We start from the raw sequence: 22027 nt of genomic DNA, 5'->3' as shown, positions 1-22027 counted from the left end.
CGCGTGAATATAATGCTAGTTGAAGTCAGTCACTTCGACGAATTTCATTCAAAATTGTTGTTTACTCTCTTTAAAATAATGTCTACAATTTCAGTTGTCTTTAATTGATCTGTAATTAAATGCTCTTGATAAATATCCTTCCTAAAAGCTTCGATACATTTAGCTGTCCGTTGGAATGACCATCCTCCTACTGTGTCACCACGCTTGACTAATCTATTGTAAATGGTGTCCTCTGAAGCTATTAAACAAAAATGAAAGAGTTCCTCATCTAATTCTTTAAATCCATTGTAAATGTAATTGAAGTTTTCCTCTTTATATATGGTCATGGGCACAATTAAGTGTTTTTTATACTTCTTCTTTACCTCTCCTGCCACCCTTACGGTCAAGATTTTCCAAAGTTCCATGTCCTGGAAATCATCAGTTTGTTCATGGATGTTCATTACTTCCTCAGGTATTATCTTTCTAATCATAAGTCCAATTTCTTCAGGATCAAATATCATGCTATTCGCAACTAATGGTTGTAGCATTTGGGCTGTGGAGGTCTTACCAGAACCAAAAGCCCCATTTATCATGATAATCACGTGATCACTCCTCTGGTAATATTTTGTCTTTAATAAGCTTTGATTGATCTCACCTAACATTATATTCACGAATTTTTAATAGCCTTCCTAGAACATTGTATTTCATTTGTTCTTATCCAAAATAGTGCAATTTTTATGTGACATCTTTTCATGTTTTGATTTGGTCATTTCCACGCTAAACTGCCCGTTAGTTGAATCATTCTCGCCAATTAATTTTATTTCAGCGGCAGTTACAGCATAAGTAAAAGTTGAACGCATTTCTGGTCCTTCTCCTTCGGTTCACAGTTTTGTTGGAATTTAATAATAAAGTCATCTTCAGTTTTATTTGCTTCCATAACTTTATTAATTGTTTCCAAATTCTCTCCGCATTTAGTTGCATTGTCCAAAACATTATTTGTTGCAGTATCTTTAGTAAGACTCTGCGTACAACCGGATACAAATACGATAACAATAAGCACAAACAGTAAGTTTCACATAATCGCTACCCCTTACCCCAATTATTTCCAAGTAAATTTACAGACGCGAATGGATAGACATTTGTTGCGTTAACCTGCCCGTTTGTTCAACGAGGCTGCCGTTTTATGCCGGCAGCCTCGTCTAGTGTTTATGGAGCTAACGTTTCCTGTTAGACTAATTAGTGCCCTTAATATATAGTTACTTTGCTAACAATCTCTTTATTTTTATTAAAGAGAGCAACCTCATTTGGAGATGACCATAATATTTCACCAAGGTACCGCGCATAGGCCCATTCATTCGGTCGATCCCTAAAAACCTCTGAGCGGAGTATCTCCACATTTTTTTTATTACTAACAATTAAGTAAGCTTTTACAACCGCTACTTCATGAATAACATATATACTTGCTTTTAGTTTTCTATCAGGGCTTATAATAGGCTTTTTCCAATACCATTCATTTTTGAATTCAGCTCTTTTTACTTTTTCAAATGCTTGTTCGAATGGAGCTGAATCCCAACATTTTTCAGAAATAAGCTTATCAATTCCTCTTCTCAATAATTTAAATGTTGTATCTTTTTTTTCTTGATCATTCATAGTGAAGAATGAATCTACATGAAATTGAACTTGAACAGTACAAACACCTGTATAGTCTTTGACTCCCGGATCAATGATTTCATCCACACATTCAATCAATACTTTCCATGAATCAGGTGTTTTGAATTTTTCAAAAGATCTTTCATATAAAGAAGCGATACATCGGATTTGATCCCGAAATTGAACTCGTTTGTGTTTCCAAGATGCTTCATAATCCTCAGGTGTTCCAGCTTCATTTGTATAGGGGATGTCTAAATCAAACTCTTTTAGGATGGGCATTCCTAACCCTCAATTCTATCGATTATTAATAATAAATTCGGGAACATAGTTTAGTTATCCTGCCCGTTAGCGTAACGAAGGGCTGCCTCGCGGCAGCCCTTTCGGTGTTCAACTATCGTTTTCATTAGCTTAACAAAAGTAAAATAAATGGGTTCTATGGATACTTTCGTACCTGTTGTATATTATTAAATCCGCATCGTGTCGGGGCGCCAATCCTCAATCGCCGAACGGATAGCTATAGGGCTCATTCGCTCGATCGCAGCTCGGTCGCATAGAGCCGGAAATTTATCATCAGCCGCGTAACGCAAGGCGATAATCTGGGATATCGTAATCCTCGGGTCCAACGTTCGCCCGGTCAGCTGGTAATGTCGGAAGTTCTCCTCCATCCGGATGATGCGGTCCTGTGTCTTTGTTGCGTATATACGGATGAGCGCAACAGCGAAGACGAGACATACCGCTAGAATGAAAAGCAGCCAGTCCAGGCGCAATAGCTCCCCCTGGCCTAGACCTCCGAACAGCTCGATGGCCGAGAGTACGAGAACAACAATCGCCAGCGGCGCCGCAACATAGTGATAGGACCAGTCCAGTCGCCGAAATCCGCTCCTTTTTTCGTTATCCATCCCAAAACCTCCTTATATTTCCCATAGTTGTTGAGCATGCTCAAGCCCATCACTTCAACGCCTATACTATTGATGGGTTCAGAAAGAATCTCAAGACTTATTCGCATTTCCGCACAGCCGTGGCCTTGGTGCTCTCGCATCTTTCCATTTCAAATACTTATCTCAAAAATTCCATCCTTAATACCCAAAAGTTCTCTGTACTATAGTAAGATATTTCACTTTCAAAGACATTATAACAGTAACGATTTCCTATTTTATTGCTATTTTAGAGAACCCCTATGCTGTTAAGCTTTGCTGCCAGTTAGCTGAACATGCTGCCGAATTCGGTAGCATGTTGTCATTGCACTATCTTGTCCCGTAAGCTTAACGAAGAAAGAAGCAGCTGCCGTAGCTACTGCTCCATATTTGTTCAACTATCGTTACCCGTTAGCTCAACAGCAAACTGGTTATATGCTATCCCATCCGATAGCTAATTCAACTAAACTATGACCACCTATTGAAATAGACTTCTGCCCAAAAGTTTGACCGCCTTGTAATTTGTAAAATGTAACCGATGGATTGTCTCTGAGAACCCACAACATCATTGATGAATAGCCATTATCTTTTAGTGACTCAACAACTGAATTAAAGAGCATTTTTCCTATCCCTAATCTCTGGTAGTCCCTTAGTAGATAAATTGCATAAAGCTCACCGTCATGTTTAAATTCGTCACTCCGACTTTTTCCACCATTAGAAAATCCAATAATATTACCTTCACTGTCTTCTGCAACGAATATTTTTTCGTGTTCGTTTAGATTTTCAAATGTCCATAACCAATTCTTCGTCCTCTTCTCAACGGAGAGACTGGATAAGTACGACTCTGATATGATGCCTTTATAAGTGGTTTTCCAACTATCGACATGAACAATTGTGATTTTTTCTGCGTCTTCTATGCACGCTCCTCTTACCTTAATAGCTCAGCCCCCCATCCTCCAGAATGAACACATTACCCATATGTTACCATACGAATTCAATGAAGATAACTGCCCTTTAGCTTAACAAAGAAATGGAGCAACTGCCGTAGCAAACTGCTCCTTGATTGTTTAACTATCGTTACCGTTAATTCAATGGCGAATCATAATAACCACTTAAACCAACGGCCGTGTCCGTCTGTTTCTGCCAGTGTTTCACTGTGTTCATTCCCATTTATGTAGTAATCAAGATGAAGGTCTAGGTCCCACATATTGTTATAGAGATGAAATACTTCCCGTTCTCTACCCATGAGTTGAATTTGCTCACTCAATTTCTTCTTCGCATCGGCCGGTATCTGGTTGGCCACATGGGTATGAAAAACACATATTGTTGAATCGTGAGATACGGATGGGATTATTTCTGGGAGAATGGATATTCCCTCTCCCTCAATTAACTCTAATGGCTGGCTTTTAAGGCAATGAGCAGCTTTTTCAAAATAAGAATTACGCTCCTTATGTTCAGGCCAAATCAATGCTTTTAGCCAAAGGTAATCTTCAGGATCATTTAGGTTATTTACGTGTAAATCCAAACCGATTCTACGCATGACAGGTGGACTATGCTCAAACAATAATGGGAATCTATCTCCTTTAATTTCCGCACTTATTTCTAAAGTGGATTGTTTAGATCCGTACTTTTGGTTGGATTTGTAGGAGTAGCTGTATTTGTCCCACAAGAGTTGCAGACCTGCGCTTGTTCCTATTTCTATCAGGGTTAACGGCTTCTTTGCTATTTTATAAATATGACAAAAGCTGGGGTACAAATATGCGCATCGTCTGACTTCGTTTGTTTGGACAAGTTTGTTTTCTAAAAGCTGAATGATTTCATATTCATTCTGCATACAAAAATCCTTGAAATAATTTATTGCTTCTGAAGCTTCCATTGGTTTGTCTACAATGCTGGAATAATATGTGGTCAACTTATGCTCTCTACAACTCAAAAGCAAATAATGAACCGCCCCAAATAAGAGGTTAGGTACAGGTTGTCCTGGTTTCGAATGTGCTGCCAGTCTAAGCAAGTCCAGGTCATTTGCAATGTTTCCTGCAAGATGCTCATAAAGGCTGCTCGAGTTTTTGCATTCCCTTTCTGCAAAAATCCTAAAACGTTCCGATAACGCATCGATATCCAACACAGCCACCACCCTTTCCAGATAGTGGTATGTTACCATGAACCGCCGGTAAACAATGTTTTGAATTTTCTATCTCATCGATAGCAATCCTTTATCATTGCTATGGTAACTGCTCCCTTTCCACAATAACAGATAACCCCATAACTATCCTGTCAATAGAAAACGATAAACTTATCGAAACAAATAAATATGGTTTAGTGAAAAGAATAGTTGAAAAGAATTATTTTGCTAAACGACTGATACTTTTAAATAAAAGTTAATTTTAAATGTGCATGATTATTTAAGCTAATGGGTAAGGAAAGTTGAACATACAAAGAGCAGTTTGCTACGGCAGTTGCTCAATTCTTTGTTAAGGTAACGGGAAGGATACTTGCAAATGATATCAATAATTTTAGTGTTTGTTCTACTCCTTGTTTGTTCAACTATCATTACCACATTACTTTCCTCCAATATGAAACACACCAATTACGGTTTCACCGTCAACGTCATACAGCGGAATTTCACGACCACCTGGTGATCTACTGTTCTGTAACGCAATGGCTTCCTCGGGTGATTTTGGCAGCTCACCGTCTAAGTCTTTTTTCAGCTTTTCAATTATCAAAAAGAGAGCAACATCACCCAAGTCCATGCCATCGGATGTAGTTTTCTGTTTTAATGGTGAAACCTACAGGGGGCGAACCCCGGGGTTCATTCCGCGCGCATGTAATGAAGTGACAAGGCTTCGAAGCTGCGCCGTTGCATAACATTGCTTGTTCATAAATAAGTCTAACACCAGCTCGTTCGCATGCTTTTCCAAAATGTTGAATACATATTTAAGTATTATATAAACAGGAGGAAACAAGCCATGATGCAACACGGGCAATCGTTCATGAGAGGAACGATAGTCTTGTCTGTCGCTGCTTTCATCAACCGCATTCTCGGCTTTATCAGCGGCATGTATATTGCGCGTGTACTGGGCGCGGAGGGAATCGGCTTATTGATGATGGCGCATCCGCTCGTCCCTCTCGTCATTACGATTACGGAGCTTGGATTGCCAGTGGCAATTTCAAAGCTGGTCGCAGAGGCCCACGCCCGAGGCGAACGATTGAAAGTAAGGCGTATCCTGCACGTGTCGCTAGCCGTCACCGGCATCTTGAGCATAGCGCTTACGATCATTTCACTACTAGGATCCGAATGGATCGCATCCATCCTGCTGAGCGATCAACGCGCCTATTATGCAATGCTCGCGATTACGCCGATCGCGCCGATTGTCGCTGTCTCCGCGGTGTTAAAAGGATACTTCCGCGGCATGCAGCAGATGAAGACCATCGCCACCTCCGATGTGCTCGAGCATACAGTGCAAATCGCCTGTGTCCTTGCATTGGTAAACCTATTGCTGCCTTTCGGCATCGCGTATGCGGCTGCAGGCGCAATGGCTGCATCAGTCGTCAGCGAAGCGATCAGCCTCTTATTTCTGGTGGCAAGCTACAAACTGTACGGCGAATCGAAGATGCCGGGCGAGACATGGTCGAGCCACATGAAGCAAGGAAGAAGCACACTCGGAGAGCTGCTTCAGATCGGTCTGCCGACGACCGGGCACGGCGTTATTCATTCGTTATACAGCACCTTCCAACCGCTTCTCATTACATCCAGCCTGGCGCTGGCCGGCATCGGCACAGTGTTAGCCACGAAGCAATTCGGCCTGCTGGCCGGCTATGTGTTTCCACTGCTGTTCATGCCAAGCTTTATTACGCAGTCCTTGTCCACCGCTCTCATTCCTGCGATTGGCGAGGCAGCGGCGAACAAGAACAGTCTGCTTATGCATGAGAGGATGAATCAGGCGCTAATCTTGGGACTTCTGATCGGCGCGCCGGCGACCGTCATCCTATTCGAGTGGGCAACTCCACTTACGACGCTTGTATACAACGCACCGGAAGCAGGAATGCTACTCAAAATATTGGCGCCGTTGTTTTTTTTGCATTATTTCGACGCACCGCTGCACGCGATTCTGCTCGGTCTCGGCCGAGCGAAAGCTACACTGTGGAACTACGTGGCAGCAACGATTTTCAAAGCTGTCTCGATCTTCGTGTTTGGCAGCCAATTCGGCATTATCGGCATCGCGTACGGCATCGGCATCGGAATTGTAATGCAAACACTGTTAAACTTCTTTTCGATCTCAGGCTCGATCGGATTTTACTGGAGTATTCGTCCTTATATCAAGGTTGGGATCTGTATGATGCTGATGGCGATATGCGGGCACTGGACATATGACTATCTTACCGTCCAAGGGCTACCGCTGTTATGGAGCGTAATAGGTTCAATTGTCTGGTCCTTGCTCATCTATTTCATTACACTCGTATTGACGGGTACCTTGAATTGGAAAAGTACACTCCATAGGTTTTCAATTCCATGGTAAATAATTATTGTTTTTATTCTTCATTAACGACTAACACGACACGTTTTGAATCAATTTGCAGTTTCAAAAATATTACCGATACCATCCCTTTTCCGGCGATGGGCTATCGCATTTAGGCTTTCTCCAATACGCATGTCGGGAATGTTATCAAGTTCTTGTCATTGCAATTTGACAATAACTTGATAACATAAAAAAATGCCGCATTAAATGCGGCACATCCAATGACACTATGTTCTTGTCACCCGACATTACTCTTTTCTACATTTTATTTTATTTCTTTTACATTCATATATTGTTGTAACATACCCGTATGAAAGATATACGCATCATCATTCTAGTCGATAAGAATGCCGTGGGTGAAACCAAACTTCCGGTTTCCCCCACCCTTAAGCTGCTTTCCACGTTTGTCTGTTCTTCCTCAATCGAGATAAAAACAGTGAATGGGACAAGTGAATTTCGAATGTGGGATTCAACATTCAGCTCCGGTCATCTCGTTAGTAAACATCTTTTTATATTCACTGGGTTTAAGTTTAACCGCTGATTCAGGCGCGTAGTGAACTTGGATCGAACGGCGACGCTTCGACGAGAAATTTGGTGGCGTGCCATGATGTAAAAGACCGGAGAATATAAGCACTCCTCCTGGCTTCAATGGAACAGCTACATCCTTTGCAACGGCCACGCTGCGATCGCAGAGTTGCCAATCGCGTTCAGCATAGTGGGGGACAGCGCCTTCCCGATGGGAATACGGAATGACATGCATGCAACCGTTGTCCAATTCAGCCGGATCCAATGCAAACCATGCGCCTATGACGGATTTATCGTATGCCAAGTTTCCGTAAGCCATATCTTGATGCCATGGTTTTTCCGATCCACCGCTTGGCGGTTTCAGAATGCCCTGATCTTGGACAACTATTGCCTGTTCTCCGAACAGCTTACCCATTGCATTCACTACATCCGGATGAAGAGCAATATCCCGCAATCGGGGTTCGTGATCCATAAAACCGTGAATTTTGCGTGCGGCGAACTCGCGCTCTTCGTCGGTATGAAGTTCATTCTCTGGTTTAACAAACTGAATACGAGAGCCTAGCGAGCGACGGAATAAAATGTCCATGATGGCTTCTAAGCTCGTTTGAACCTCAGACTCCGTCAATGCATTCTCCACCACCAAATATCCTCTTTCCCAAAAAAGACGGACATGATTATCCGTTAACTCGGCCCAGGATGGGATGCGGTCGTCCTCGATTTGATCGTAACGATACAGGGTGTTTGCGATTGTTCTAGCCAGACGTTCTTCCTCATCGGTGTCATAAGAATGCAGCGTTCGCTTCGATTTACGCTCTTCCATATGGAATTTTTCCTCCTTAATACGATGAATGGTTTGTTGATGTCATTATCGTATCATGCAGCAAAGAGCATCGAACATGAAGCAACTCTTTGATTTTTTATCCTTTTTCCGATATCAGCAGGAAGTCTAATTATTTCCGTGCGGCACGGCTGCTACCGATGAACGCCGATATATCGAAGGTGGACCTCCAAAATGACGTTTAAACTGCCGGCTAAATAAAAACACATTGTCGTAACCGATCGCATCTGCGATTTGCGATACATTCATAGTCGTTTCGGTCAAAAGATGCATCGCTCTTTCCATGCGTGCTTTCGTGAGAAAAGCCTGCAGTGACATTCCAATCGTCTTTTTAAAGAGCAAACTCAAATATTCCGCCGACAACCCCGCCAATTGCGCTGCCTCTATAACCGTCATTTTCCCTTGAGTGCTGGAACGAATGAGAGAACTAACCCTAGCTACCGTCTGACGCTGCTTTGCTGAGATGCTATCGCCAGTCAGATTACCTTCCTGACTCCGGAGCAACTCATAAAGCACTAGTCGCATCAAGCTGTCAAACTCACCTATGGAATAGGCATCTCCAAGCTCTAATGTTTCCAGAATACGATTTAACAAAATTTCAAAGCCAAATTGTTCATGAACGAATGTATGTCTGGCGATCGGAATGCCTTGTTCAACAACCCAATCTTCGGTAAGCTGCTTCGTTTTAAAATGGATAAAGATGACCGTGAGCCGATCTTCCAGGTTTTGATTGGCTTCAGGCCGATCCCCTGGATGAATGAGAAAGCAGCTTCCTTTCGCCAGCTTAAGCTGTTCGTCTCCAATGCGCATTGTTCCTGAACCTGACACCACATACCAGAGATCAAAGTCAGTCAAAGGCAGCGGACACCAATTCCATCCGGGTTCACAACGGGCTTTACCGAAATTGTTGCCCGAACGAAAGTTAATATGAAGTAGCGGATCATACACACTGTTAACCTCCTTAGCATGGAAATCTTAAAGAAATCCTTCCATCAGGATGTAGCGTCTATGGGTAATCGATATCATGTTGTATACGCTGCGAATTTCGGAATAAAAGTTAAGTATTCATTTTGCTCCAAGCTGAGCGAGGGCGCACCATGCGCACAAAAATAGGAAGTGATCATTCGCTGCTTCTCTCCTTGTCCGTATGCACGTCGGCATCCTATCTTATCCGGTACAGCTTGTACATTTTTCATAGTATACTCCGTTTTTAAAGCATCTCCATCATTGCCACGTGGCCCCTGCGATTGGCCCAAACAATAGGCGATGCCCACTCGGGAACACCCGCTGGAGCCCGCCGGGCACCTTGTTCGAGAAGAAAAGCGGCCATCTCCGCTTGACCGTACTTGGCAGCCCATCCGAGCGGTGTCGTGCAATATACATCATCCACGGTGTCTAATTCAGCGCCGCGATCGATTAACACTTTGGCTAGTTTTGTATTCCCTTGGGATGCCAAAACGTGCAAGTAGCTGACGCCAAACCAATTGGTCAAGTTAGGATCGGCGCCGTGATCGAGCAGGAGCCCCACCATTTCTTCCCCAGAACGAAATGCATAGCCCATATAGTTATTGACGTACCAGGGACGATTCAGATCGGCATTATATTTCAACAGCAGCCGTACGATAGACTTATGTCCAAATCCCGCAGCCAGCGTTAGCGGACCGAAATCATCGCCACTATTCACCGAGGAAGGATCCGCGGCCAGGATTTCGCCGACCAATTCGATTTTACCCAGCCAACAAGCGGCGGCCAGCGTTGCCGTACCTCCGTAAGCATAAAGCAAATCCCGCATTTCGGTATATCCTTTACTCATTGCAATCGAGACCGGATTGCCTGAGGATTCGACGTTGGCATGGACATCGGCACCGTGCTCAAGCAGCAGCTTCGCGCATGACAAATGATTGCCCTGTGCGGCAGCATGCAAGGCTGCCCCGCCCGGCGCGCCTACTTCAGCCAGGTTTGGGTCAGCACCGTGCTCAAGCAGAACTTGTACCGCATGTTCGTATCCGTGTTTTGACGCATAATATAATGCCGATCTTTCGGAAGAATCCTTGACGTTGACCATCTTGGGGTCTTGTGCCAAAATATCGCGTATATACGGCGTGTCTCCGACCACTGCGGCGGTGTAGATATCATAGCGAGCCCCTTTGGCAATCAGATAACCGAGCAGAAACCATTTGTTCCTAATCGCTTCGGCCGGTAAATCCCGGTTGGCGCGGTAGAAGTAATCCCCCTCCAGTGCCAAGTGAACGGGTTGACTTCCGTCCGCTCTTCGCGCTTCCATATCGGCGCCTTGCTGAATGAAGTAATCAATCAGCTTCAGCTGCCTGGTCATAACGGCCCAATGCAGCGGGGTGTTTCCGCGATCGTCGCTCGAATTCACCGCATCCGGATGTTCGTCGACCCACCGCTTTATTTCACATTCATTGCGTTCTCTGATAAGCGCAGCGATGGAATCTCCTAATGAATTACTATGTAACGTACGCTCAAGTTGATCCTCCAGCATCGCGGCGATGCCGGAATGGCCACGGTCTTTGGCTATTTGCAGTGGAACGTCCTGCCAGCTAACTGCTGTTGCCGTAATAACCGAGCCATGCTCAAGTAATATACGCACGATATCTGCGTGACCTTCCCTTACGGCAAAATGAATCGGGGAAAAGTACGCCCAACTGCAGTTAGACAACGACGGATCTTTCTGAAGCAGCTCCCGCACTACCTCCAAATTCCCCGCCGCACAGGCAGCCAGCATGCTCCATACCTCGTTGCCCGCTCCTCCACTGAACGGGACTTCCTTATCCGTTTTCAGTGTTTCCGGCTGAATAAACTTCTTCATCTATTCATCTGCCTCCTCAATCGTCTTAATGGGACTTGCACTTCGATGCGAGAAACTACTTTTTATTGTTTCATTATCAGGAATAAAGAGTCAATGGGGCGATCATCGCATAATAGAGTATCAAAGAGTTCGGCGTAACATGCATAAGCGGGATATCGAATACTAATTCGACGAGCAGCGGCACTGATCCAGCAGCCTTGTTGATTTGTGCATGGAAAAAAACAGCAGCCAGAGCCAAAGCGGCCTAGCTGCTGTTTTTGGAACGAATGATTTGCCGGGGTCATTTTACGAGTTGGATTTGGAAGCCGGATGACTGCGCACAGTTCAACATTTATGAACACGCATCAATATTGTTTCAAGAAATCGATCCGGTTAATGGATGGCGACCTTCCCCCGAGGTATTCCTGCAAATTACTCAAAAAAATGTCCATCACACGTTCCTCGTAATTAACGGTCAATCCGGAAATGTGCGGAGTGAGGATCACATTCTCCATCTCCCACAGCGGGCTTACAGCCGGCAGCGGCTCCTCCTCGAACACATCGAGGCCAGCGCCGGCAATGATCCCCTGCCGCAGTGCCTCTTCCAGCGCATCGGTATCTGTCGTACCACCCCGACCAATATTGATAAAATAAGCCGAAGGCTTCATCGCGCGAAACTGCGCGTGTCCGAACATGTGCCGCGTCTCATCCGTCAGCGGCAGTGTCACGATAACGTAATCGCTTTGCCCGAGCACCTCCATGATACGACCGATGTCGTACATACGGTCCACATGAGACGACTCCCCTCCCGTTCTTCTAATGCCCAGCACCTTCATGCCGAAAGCTTTGGGCAGTATCTCGGATACGTTGTATGCTATTCTCGGACAATTTGTGAACACATACCATCGTTCTCGTCCGTACAGCTTGTACCACAGCAACTTCCATCAGTGCGACAGCGCTCCCTTTTTTCTTTCGCTATCATATAACCAATCGAGCGAGCGGGAGCTTTCGCTGAACGGTGATACATCACGCTCCTTTAGCTCCTGGTCGGCAGCGATGACGCCGAGCACCGCGAATGCGCCTTTGCCCAGGTTTAGCACGTGACTTCCGGCTTCGTACAGAAACGCGTGAACGTTCACGCTTGGGTAAAAGGAGGTCTTGATCCCTTTGCGCAAAATCGGCGACAAGCCGCCCCGGTCATCCGCATGCGTATTCTCGTCCAGTGTCGGAACTTGGAGCCACTGATCGTCGGATGAATTGAAATAGCCGACCAGCAGACGAACCGGTGTGTCCGTCTCGAACTCGACGGTTATGCCGCCTTTCGCGGCTTCCGCACGGCTGAACCGGATGCTGGTCAGGCCTTCGAGCTCCTCCGCGCAGCTTTGAACATATACTTCGCCGTCCGTGAAGAGCAAGCTGTCCTTCGAAAGCGTATACGTCTCCATGCCGGGGGACGTCAGCCGGAAGTCGGCCTGACGGTACGGATCGATCCTTTCTTCCCCGCTTACCTGAGAAGGCAGCTTTCCTGCCTTTAGGTCATTCACGCTGGCTTGGAAGCTCGCGAGCTCCTCTTCGTATACCGGGAGACAGTCCGTCCAATGCTTGTATTTCCGGCCGTCGGGAACCGGAATTTTACGATGCGACGTCAGCATACTGTTCGCGTAAAGATAGGTTTTCTCGGTCAGCCCAGTCAGCTTGCGGTACCATTCAATGCTTTCCTGCAGGTGAGGAACGGCTTCTTCCAACAGATCCGTGCGTTCCAGATAGCTGCCTTTTACCGTATGTTTGTATGATAGCACTTGGATGGCGGCCCGTACCTTGGCGCCATAGAATCGCGCCATATACCGGATCGCTTCCACATCGCTTGCAATGCGTTCGAATTCTTCCTTATTGCGGGTAATATGACAGCTTCCGCGCTGGATCGCCGTCCATGCTTGATCCGCAAACAGCTCGACCGATTCGATGACGTCGACCGGCGTCTCCCCGATGTGGGGCTCGTCCGCCAGCTCTCTCTGGACATACTGTTCCAGCCGCTCGCCCTGCGGCGCGTGATCCTCCCATAACGCCCTATAAGGCGAATAGCGGTCCGGATTGGTCAATTGGCTCATTTTCATGCCGAGCGACAGCGTCTGCCGGTTGCCCTCCGTAATGCCGAAGCGGCGAAGAAGCCGCGGCGCGCATTCGCCGAAAGCGTCATATGCTTCAAGCAGCGCTGCGCCCGCTTCCCGGGACCCAAACCGCGCAGCAAGCTCTTCGATCCAATAATGGCGTTCCGTCTCCGGATCGCGGTCGGGGTTCCAGGCATAACGCGCCCATGCGGCATACCAGATCCAGTCGCGCTGCGCCTGCTTCAGCCTAGGCGTCGCCTTGTCTCCGCTGTAAGGCCAATCCCAGAAAAACAGCGGGTAGAGGTGCAGACCGTTCGCCTTCTGCCGGTGCTTCGCCGCCTGCATGCTTTTCTGAATGAAGGCGGGCGAGCCGTAGCGGAACGGTTCCAAATTCGCGAGAACGTGGACGTTGACGATATGGACCGACTGCATCTCACTTAGGTTATTATGGGTTTGTTTCCATCCGCCTCTCGGCGTCCAGGTCGTTAGCGACTCGCCGTTGTACTTGGCCTCGGTAAATAAATTCGGGTAAAGCGGAATCGCCTTCTCGATGATCGGCTCGGCCTTAACTGCGTGAGCGCGGAGGATGATCGGCGGACGTTCCTTTACATTCAGATCCCGAAGCCCTTCGTTAACGCCCGCCAGAATCGTTTCTGTGAACCATTCGGTGCCATAGACGCCACCCTGCAGAGCCTCTCCCAGGCATAGCATGAGTCCGACGCTAGGGTAAGATCTCACGAATTCCGCTACTGCCTTTCGCGTGTAATCGGCTGTGATCGGAAGCGGCTTCGGCTGATGGAGCTCCAAGCCGTGCTTTTCTGCGAATGGCAGCGGGATATGAATATTGTAGAAATTCAGCACGACCCAGATGCCTCGCTTGTCCGCTTCTTCCGTCAACCAGCCGAACGTCTCGACGTTAAGTTTGTATTCCTCTTCCGTAATTTCCAGCGCTTCCGGATAGTCCTCCACCTTCACTAAGGAAGAGAAAGGATGACCCGACCATATATACACAACATTGCTTCGCTGCGCACAGAGCATATCCAGATACTCGAGCCACATCGCTTTATCGTAAAACCAAGGGAATCGATCCGGCGTTATCGGGTACTCGTAAGTGCGGCGGGGAGGTTCGATTTCCGTCTTTTGCAGGCCGAGCACCGGACCGCGAAGCACGAAGTCCGGCGTTTCGCCATGCGCAAGCAATTCCGGGACCCGCCCCGCGCGGCGAACCCGTTCGCCTAGTTCCTGGGCTCCGTATAATGCGCCGGTGTCGTTACCGCCCGAAACGACGATCAAGTTCCCCGGCAGCGTAGCGATATAGAAACCTTCCTTGCCAGGCTCCTCCGAATGATAAATAAGAACCTCCTGACGCTCCAACGAGCGGATAAACTCCGACTCCTCCCTGTTGCCGACATATATTTTCAGCTCCGGCCGTTTCCGGTAAGTCAGGGAGCTCCACTCCCCCTCCGCAACCTCCGCCAAGCAGCCGCATTCCTCCAAAGCTTCCGTAAGCAGCTTCAAGCCGTGAAGCAGCCGGGGTGATGCGTTATCGTGAATACCCAAATATATTTTCTTCATCCTTATACCTCCGTTTCCTACTTGTTACCTGCCATGGAGCTTTCAACGGCTCCGAATTTACTTGTAAAGCGGTGCTTGCCCGAGTCGAGACGGTAAATGGATCGATACTCCTCCTGTGTCAAAAGCGCACACCCTGCAGCAAGGTTCCCTCTGTCCTCGCCATCCGAAATCACACCTGCCCCCGGCACGTACACCGTCGCACTCGTGTTCGCGGGCACCTCGACTTCAAGCTCCAGGCGATTGTCGTCTTCCAGCTTCCATTCGACGGAGATCGTCCCGTAAAGCGATTCGTACCCCGCCTTCACCCACTTCAGCCGCCCTCCGGGTCTCGGACGGATAATAGTGTGGCGGAAACCGGGATCCGCCGGATCGGCTTCTATTCCGGCCATATAGCGGAACATCCATTCTCCTACCGAACCGAGCGAATAATGGTTGAAGGAATTCATAGAAGGCGTTTGAAATCCATTCTCCTCCGTCCAGCCGTCCCATCTCTCCCAGATCGTTGTGGCGCCGTGCTTGATTGAATACATCCAGGACGGGAACGCTTCCTGCGTGAGCAGCTCATAAGCGATGTCCAATTCACCGGTTTCCGTAAGGGCTGGGAGCAGATAACCCACGCCTAGAAAGCCGGTCGACAGACGGTTGCCGCGTGCCCTAATATTTTCCGTCAGGCGGCTTGTCGCCTTAGGCCTCAACTCCTCCGTTAGCAAGCCGAACTGCAGCGCTAGTACATACACAGTCTGTGTATCACCGCGAATGAACCCGTCGTCTTGGACGAATTCGTCTTGGAATGCCTTTGCAATTTCTCCGAACAGCGTGCCGTAAAGGCTTCGATCTTCCTTCCTGCCTAACACGTCGGCGATGTCTGCCAGCAGCTTCGTGCTATAGGCAAAATACGCGGTGGCCAACACTTCGTTCGGAGTGTCAGCGTCGATCGACAGCCAATCGCCATAGTTTGCATAATCGGGCCGAATAAGACCGCTGCTGTTATCCTTCAAGTAGTTCACAAAGCGCCTCATTGCATCATAATGCTCCTCGAGGATGCGCGTATCGCCGTACATCAGATAAAGCGTCCACGGGATAATAACGCCGGCGTCGCCCCAGCCCGCGTTATCTGGCGCGAACCAATTGAGCCTCGTGTTCCACATTTTATGGCGGATCCATCCGGCGTCGGGCGCGACGTCCGTGAAAGCGCCTGACGGCTGCTGCGCATCGACGATATCTCTCATATATTTGGTGAAAAATCTCGATACATCCATATTGTAAGAGGCCGTCCGGGCGAAGATTTGCGCGTCCCCGGTCCAGCCGAGCCGTTCGTCGCGCTGCGGGCAATCGGTCGGGACGGACAGGAAGTTACCGCGTTGCCCCCATACGATATTCGAATAAAGCTTGTTGACCATCGGATCGGACGTAACCAGGCTGCCCGTTACCGGCATGCCGGAATGAACGACCTTCCCTTTGATCGAAGTAAGATCCGCCTCGCCGGGATAGCCGATCAGCTCGACATAGCGAAAGCCGTGGAAGGTGAACAGAGGCTCGTACCGTTCGCTGCCAATACCCTTAAGAATATAATGATTCTGCTGAACAGCCACCCGTAAATTGTCCAGATATAGCGAGCCATCCGGACTCAGCATCTCGGCATGGCTTAAAGTAATCTGCGTTCCGGCTTCACCCTGAACCGTCACTTCCGTCCAGCCAACCATGTTTTGTCCCATATCGTAAATAAAGGTTCCCGCCTCGGTTTTCCTTACACTAATCGGTTCGATCGTCATGGTGATTGTTACCGGAGGCTCGATTCCCGCACTGAGCAGTCCGTTATAACCTGACCGCAGGTCCGGCAGCTCCCATTCGGTGTCGTCGAACCCCGGCTCATCCCAGCCGCTCCGCTCAAGTCTGGCATCGTAGGTCTCGCCCTTGATCATATCCGAATACCGGATCGGTCCAGCCGCCGTTTTCCAAGATCCGTCCGTCACGATTTGTTCGCTGCTCCCGTCCTCATATTCGACATTCGCCTGCATCAGCAAAAACGGCTTTTCGCCGTAAATATGTCTTCCGAGAAATCCGACCGTCCCCGCATACCAGCCGTCGCCGAGGATCACGCCAAATGCATTATCACCAGCCCTGATCATATCCGTGATGTCATAGGTATTCACTTGCACGCGCTTGTCGTAATCGGTCCAGCCCGGCGAGAAGAGATCGCCAACCGTCTTACCGTTAATCGACAACCGGTACAAACCGAGCGCGGTGGCATATACCGTTGCACGGCGGATTTTTTTCCCAAGGAAAAACGACTTGCGCATGTATGGCGTCGGTTGAAAGTCCAGCTCTGTCTGCGATTTTCTGCCGATCCAGCTTGCCTTCCAATCTCCGCGGGATAGCAGTCCCATCGTCCAGTATGCCAGCTCGCTCCATTCCGATATGCGGTTCCTGTCGTCCCATACGCGGACCTTCCAGTAATAGCGTTCTCCGGATCGAAGCGCGCTGCCGTCATAGGAAATATGCGTCGAACGGTCTGACGTTACAACGCCGCTATCCCACATATCACCCTGGTCCAGGGCTAGATTCTCCTCAGACGAGGCGACAAGAATACGGTAAGCCTGCTGTTTTACCGCGCGGTCGTCCGCAGCCAGCCGCCAGAACAAACGGGGGCTGGGATGATCCAGTCCTAGTGGGTTGTGCGCGTATTCGGTTTTACACGCAATAACTCGTAAGGTAGTCATGACAGTGGTTCCTCCTATTGAATTCTCTAATTTAAAGCTTCGTCGCGTCCGATTCCCATGCGGAGAGAAGCCATGGATAAGCGGCCCGTCCGCTAACCTCGTGGACACCGGGGAAAATATCGTATTGCAGCCTGCGTTCCGCCCCTTCGTCACGGTAGATGTCCCGCACAATCCCGACGGCTTCCCTAACGGTTGCGGCAGGGAATATCGGGTCGTTCTCGCCCGATTCAATGAAGAGATGACGCGGCGCAATGAGCCCGATCAAATCGGGTAGCTCGGCGTAGTCAAGTACTCCGGGAATGAAATTATCGATACAGTGGTTAATCGACAGAATGCTCCCTTTGTATGTGTTGGTAAATCCGCACAGGACGGCAGCACTGATCCGCTCGTCGAGAGCTGCAGTGTACGCTGCGACCACGCCGCCGCCGGAGAAGCCCATACAGCCCAATTTATCGGGATCCGTCTCTGCCCGCATCGCGAGGTAATCGAGCGTCCTGATCGCTTCGAAGACGCGCAGCCCCGCAATGGACATGCCAAACATGAGCAATTGGCCCGTTAAGGAAGCGCATGAGCTTCTTTCTTTGCCGGGTACGGTATCGCGGAGCAGCTTGCGATCGCCAAAGCCGATCATTTCCGGCGCCGCGACGATATGGCCTCTCCGTGCAAGCTCCAACGCGAAGCTGTTGTGCCCGCCCTTCGTCTCACGCATCGTCCCGTCGGGTGCAAGCCCCACGACCTCGCGGCTTCCGTAGCCGTGTCCATGCAGCGCAAGCATGCCGGGAGGATTCCCGGGCAACTCCCCCGACCGGCTGTGCTTGTTCAGAACCTTAGGAATGTGAACGTAAACCGGCATACGAAGCCCGGTCACCGTTCCAATCTCGACGCGCTCCCGGACATAATCGTCATACTCGATCCGTTCCAGAAGGACCGGATCGAGCGGCGCACGCATTTCCTCGAACGAGCCAAGCGAAGTCCTCAGCCGTTCCTTCAGCAGCGCTTTCCGCTCCTCTCGTCTAAGCCCGGCCTGCTTCTTTCTTGTCGCTGCGGACCGTTCATACAACATTTCCATAAAAACGTCGGGATTCCACATCTCGCAAACTCCTCTCCCAAATAAGTGCTATCGCAGGCACTTCGTACCGGAATGCCCTATTGAAACGGGTCATGCTCCGTCATACGCTTGTTATGTAACGGCTTACCCTATGGGGTTAGTCATTGTAAATCATTTTCGGAGGTGTTTTTGTTTCATGATGTTATCGGTAAAAACAAAAGAATTTATATTTGAAGACAATCGCCCTTTCGCGAGCTGCCACGCGTCAACACTTGTTGTCCTGCCGGGCGGCGACTTGCTGGCCGCCTGGTTCGGAGGCTCCCGCGAGGGAGCACCCGACGTGGCGATCTGGACGGCGCGCAGAGCGGCTGGCCAATGGTCCGCTCCGGTCAAAGTCGCGGACGAGGAAGGTCTCCCGCATTGGAATCCCGTCCTATATCTCAGACCTGACGGCAGACTGCTGCTCTTCTACAAAGTTGGTTTCCGAGTTGCCGAATGGTATACCCGCATCATCCATTCAGACGATTACGGCCATTCCTGGTACGAGCCCAAGGAGCTTGTGACCGGCGACATCGGGGGACGGGGCCCTGTCAAGAACAAGCCGATCACGCTTCGGGACGGCACGCTTCTCGCACCGAATTCACTTGAGCCCGCATGGGATGCATTTATCGATATTTCCTATAATCAGGGCGATACGTGGGCACAGACGGCAGCCGTTCCGCTCGATCACAGCAGGCTAAAGCTAAAAGGCATCATTCAACCGACGCTCTGGGAGTCGGAGGACGGCTCTGTCCACCTGCTGGCCCGGAGCACCGAAGGCGCCATGTACCGCAGCGATTCGCAGGACGGCGGCCTCACATGGTGCGAGGCTTATCCGACCGACATGCCGAACAACAATAGCGGCTTCGATCTTGTGCAGCTCCCGGACGGATCGCTTGCAATAGCCTATAATCCGACCCGGCCTCGCGAGGACGACCCGAAGGGGAAAGGCCCTCGAAGCCCGCTCGTGCTCAGGATATCCCGCGACGACGGCGCGACATGGGGAGAGGAACTTCCGCTCGATTCGGGCATCAGCCAATATTCGTATCCCGCTGTTGTCGCTCATGGAAACGACATTTATATAAGCTATACCTGGAGAAGGGAGCGAATCGCTTTCTGCCATATCGTGAAGAAAGTGTAGTCAGCGAACGCTCCTTATAACAACCAGCTTATATGGCTGCGGCGCTCCTCTTCTGGATTCCAGCCGTCGCGGCCTTCAAGCACGCCTCGTGCCGTCAATGCGGAAGCCTTTTCTTCCGACAGATACCTGGCCCATCCGACTCGGGCCGCCTTCTCTGCTCCCGGTCCCGTGCTTCCGTATTCCGCGTACCGCGACGTCTTCTCCTTTGCCGGATCGCGCCAGTTATCCCATCCTTCCGGACGGATATGGCTTCCCATCCAAGTATGGACGAAAATCGCGCTTCCGTACGGCCGCCACGGCCGCCCTAGACTGACGGTCGCGGGAGGCGCTGCACCTGTAAGCCTGCAGTTCAGAAAGACGTAACCGTATGGCTGGGATTCCCCTGTAGAAGCTGCCGTCACATAGCCGTTATGACGATTGAGACTATGAAGCTCGCAATCCTTGAACACGGCTGTCGCGGATCCAAATACGAAGTCGACCGTTCCCTCGATATAGCAGCCATCGTAAAATTGCCTGCCGTTCCCCGGCGTGTACAGCGTATCCTGATGGCCGAGAAACGCGACGTTCCGGAAGACGGCCCGGTCTCCCTCCGCATGCAGCGCAAGCGCCTGACCGCGTGGTTCCTTCTTGCTGGCTGAATTGGCGAAGGTCAGATTCTCGGCGTAAAAATCATCCGATAATATTGTGAAGGTCGGTGTTTCGTACATCGTCATTTTCTCGCCGTCCGGCTTTAATTTCGAAACGGAATCGTCGTATACGATGACGGCTCCGTCCCGGCTTTCTCCCACTATGCACAAATGGGTTTTGCTTGGCGGAACGATTATTTTCTCCTTGTAATGCCCGTTTTTCACGACAATCAAAATCCGTTCTTCAGCGTGATCCGGCGCTGCCGCAATCGCTTCCGCAACGGTGCGGTAATCGCCGTTTCCGTTAAGGTCCACCACAATCGTTCGCATATAAGCACCTCCTAAATGGTTTTGCCGGGCATAAGCTTGCGGTATATCCGCTCAAGCTCGCCGAGTGTGAATGATTTCGGATTGTTATCCATGAGTCGAGTTACCTGCGACGCGCTCTCGGCCAAAGCGGGAAGATGGAGCTCCGTTATTCCGTATTCCGCCAGATTTTGCGGAATGCCGACCTGCCGCGTCCATTCGGCAATCTGTTCGAGCGCCCATTCGGATTCGGCTCTAGCATCGCTTGAGATATCGGCGATGGTTCCAGTACCTTGTCGCATCGCCTCTGCGGCGAGCGAGAAGCGGCTCACGATGGCATCGAGCTGCGCTTCTATAACATGCGGCAGCAGCATCGCGTTCGCGACACCGTGAGCGATGCCGAACCGTCCGCCGAGCGGGTAGGCCAGTGCATGTACGGCTGCCGTTCCCGAAGCCGCAAGCGCCATGCCCCCGTAAGCGGAGCCGTACAGCATTGCCGAACGTGCGGCAATCGAGCTCCCGTTTTCGTATGCTTCCGCGATACTGCCGCTAATGAGCCGTATCGCTTCAAGCGCGAACATGTCGCTGACCGGATTCGCTTTCCTGCCGATGAACGACTCCAGCGCATGGGTAAAGGCATCCATTCCCGTTGCGGCCGTTACCGCCTTCGGAAGCGTGAGAGTAAGCTCGGGGTCTAATACCGCCAGCTTAGGGTATAATCGGCGGCTGACGATCCCGATTTTTAATTGCTGCTCCGGAAGCGTGACGATGGCATTCGGAGTAACCTCTGAACCGGTGCCAGACGTTGTCGGGATGAGCACGGTCGGAATGCCGTCGGTTTCAATATTGTCGGTGCCCAGCATGCTCTCCAGCGGTCGTCCGTTTGTCGCCCGCACCGCCAGCAGCTTCGTCGCGTCCAGCACACTTCCGCCGCCGAGTCCGATATAGACGTCAAACGCTTCTTCACCGATTTTGGCATGCATCGCTTCAATTTCGCCCGCCGTAGGTTCGGGGCGTATGTCGTCCTCGAGGATGTCCGCGACGATCCCGGTGCTGCCTAGCTGCTTCCGCAGCTCTTCCGCCCAGCCGTTCCTCCTGATGCTCGGGCTCGTAACCAGAAGCGCGCGCCTGACCGGTCCGAGCTGCGATTGAATTTGTCCGGCGACAGAGCGGAACGAGCCCGCTCCCGCAAGGATCGAACCTGCGGTTTGAAATACTGTAATCAAGAG

Annotated in this window: 18 protein-coding genes; 2 read left to right on the top strand and 16 right to left on the bottom strand. The window is 49.7% G+C overall.

Annotation, left to right across the window (positions count from 1 at the left end):
• Nucleotides 1-44: 44 nt before the first annotated feature.
• From AC1DLI_RS27045 to AC1DLI_RS27015, 7 genes are all read right to left on the bottom strand, one after another.
• Nucleotides 45-572 carry an AAA family ATPase gene (locus AC1DLI_RS27045; protein WP_477607701.1) on the bottom strand — a complete coding sequence of 176 codons (528 nt, stop codon included), beginning with the start codon at nt 570-572 and terminating at the stop codon, nt 45-47.
• Nucleotides 573-683: 111 nt separating this feature from the next.
• Nucleotides 684-839 carry a hypothetical protein gene (locus tag AC1DLI_RS27040; RefSeq protein WP_477607677.1) on the bottom strand — a complete coding sequence of 52 codons (156 nt, stop codon included), beginning with the start codon at nt 837-839 and terminating at the stop codon, nt 684-686.
• Nucleotides 840-1224: 385 nt separating this feature from the next.
• Nucleotides 1225-1908: a hypothetical protein gene (locus tag AC1DLI_RS27035; protein ID WP_477607675.1), complete on the bottom strand. Its 684-nt coding sequence runs from the start codon at nt 1906-1908 to the stop codon at nt 1225-1227.
• Between the two features lie 185 nt (nt 1909-2093).
• Entirely contained in the window at nt 2094-2528 is a 435-nt protein-coding gene (locus AC1DLI_RS27030; protein ID WP_477607673.1) for a DUF6526 family protein, read from the bottom strand.
• Nucleotides 2529-2974: 446 nt separating this feature from the next.
• Nucleotides 2975-3394, bottom strand: coding sequence for an N-acetyltransferase family protein (locus AC1DLI_RS27025; protein WP_477607699.1), 420 nt, complete (start codon nt 3392-3394; stop codon nt 2975-2977).
• A gap of 248 nt (nt 3395-3642) precedes the next feature.
• Complete coding sequence (locus tag AC1DLI_RS27020; protein WP_477607671.1) at nt 3643-4704, bottom strand: DUF2332 domain-containing protein; 1062 nt, start codon at nt 4702-4704, stop codon at nt 3643-3645.
• 397 nt (nt 4705-5101) lie between these two features.
• Nucleotides 5102-5287: a hypothetical protein gene (locus AC1DLI_RS27015; RefSeq protein WP_477607669.1), complete on the bottom strand. Its 186-nt coding sequence runs from the start codon at nt 5285-5287 to the stop codon at nt 5102-5104.
• A gap of 222 nt (nt 5288-5509) precedes the next feature.
• Here AC1DLI_RS27015 and spoVB point away from each other — a divergent pair, with 222 nt between their 5' ends.
• Complete coding sequence (gene spoVB, locus AC1DLI_RS27010) at nt 5510-7060, top strand: stage V sporulation protein B (RefSeq protein ID WP_477607667.1); 1551 nt, start codon at nt 5510-5512, stop codon at nt 7058-7060.
• A gap of 469 nt (nt 7061-7529) precedes the next feature.
• On the opposite strand, the gene AC1DLI_RS27005 is transcribed toward spoVB, so the two are convergent.
• The 7 genes from AC1DLI_RS27005 to AC1DLI_RS26975 all read right to left on the bottom strand — a co-directional run bounded on the left by AC1DLI_RS27005 (nt 7530) and on the right by AC1DLI_RS26975 (nt 18728).
• Complete coding sequence (locus AC1DLI_RS27005; RefSeq protein ID WP_477607665.1) at nt 7530-8405, bottom strand: phytanoyl-CoA dioxygenase family protein; 876 nt, start codon at nt 8403-8405, stop codon at nt 7530-7532.
• 126 nt (nt 8406-8531) lie between these two features.
• Nucleotides 8532-9371: an AraC family transcriptional regulator gene (locus tag AC1DLI_RS27000; RefSeq protein WP_477607663.1), complete on the bottom strand. Its 840-nt coding sequence runs from the start codon at nt 9369-9371 to the stop codon at nt 8532-8534.
• 262 nt (nt 9372-9633) lie between these two features.
• Nucleotides 9634-11256 (bottom strand): ankyrin repeat domain-containing protein, encoded by a 1623-nt coding sequence (locus AC1DLI_RS26995; RefSeq protein ID WP_477607661.1) that lies wholly within the window; start codon nt 11254-11256, stop codon nt 9634-9636.
• Nucleotides 11257-11600: 344 nt separating this feature from the next.
• Nucleotides 11601-12134, bottom strand: a complete 534-nt coding sequence (locus AC1DLI_RS26990) for a D-2-hydroxyacid dehydrogenase (protein WP_477607659.1) — start codon at nt 12132-12134, stop codon at nt 11601-11603.
• A 45-nt stretch (nt 12135-12179) separates the two neighbouring features.
• The gene (locus tag AC1DLI_RS26985) at nt 12180-14918 is read right to left on the bottom strand and encodes a beta-N-acetylhexosaminidase family protein (RefSeq protein WP_477607657.1); all 2739 of its coding nucleotides are present in this window, start codon (nt 14916-14918) and stop codon (nt 12180-12182) included.
• 17 nt (nt 14919-14935) lie between these two features.
• Nucleotides 14936-17638, bottom strand: a complete 2703-nt coding sequence (locus AC1DLI_RS26980) for a family 78 glycoside hydrolase catalytic domain (protein WP_477607655.1) — start codon at nt 17636-17638, stop codon at nt 14936-14938.
• A 31-nt stretch (nt 17639-17669) separates the two neighbouring features.
• Nucleotides 17670-18728, bottom strand: a complete 1059-nt coding sequence (locus AC1DLI_RS26975; protein ID WP_477607653.1) for a dienelactone hydrolase family protein — start codon at nt 18726-18728, stop codon at nt 17670-17672.
• Between the two features lie 154 nt (nt 18729-18882).
• Between AC1DLI_RS26975 and AC1DLI_RS26970 the strand changes: the two genes are divergently transcribed.
• Nucleotides 18883-19866: a sialidase family protein gene (locus tag AC1DLI_RS26970; RefSeq protein ID WP_477607651.1), complete on the top strand. Its 984-nt coding sequence runs from the start codon at nt 18883-18885 to the stop codon at nt 19864-19866.
• Between the two features lie 14 nt (nt 19867-19880).
• Here the strand turns inward: AC1DLI_RS26970 and AC1DLI_RS26965 are convergent, their stop codons facing one another.
• On the bottom strand, nt 19881-20822 hold the full coding sequence (locus tag AC1DLI_RS26965; RefSeq protein WP_477607649.1) for a pectinesterase family protein: 942 nt from the start codon (nt 20820-20822) through the stop codon (nt 19881-19883).
• An 11-nt stretch (nt 20823-20833) separates the two neighbouring features.
• Nucleotides 20834-22024 carry an iron-containing alcohol dehydrogenase gene (locus tag AC1DLI_RS26960; RefSeq protein WP_477607647.1) on the bottom strand — a complete coding sequence of 397 codons (1191 nt, stop codon included), beginning with the start codon at nt 22022-22024 and terminating at the stop codon, nt 20834-20836.
• Nucleotides 22025-22027: the final 3 nt, after the last annotated feature.

It is taken from the genome of Paenibacillus sp. 01T443 (genome assembly GCF_056398325.1).
Note: the sequence above shows the minus strand (reverse complement) of the source record. Positions and strands in the feature narration are given on the sequence as shown.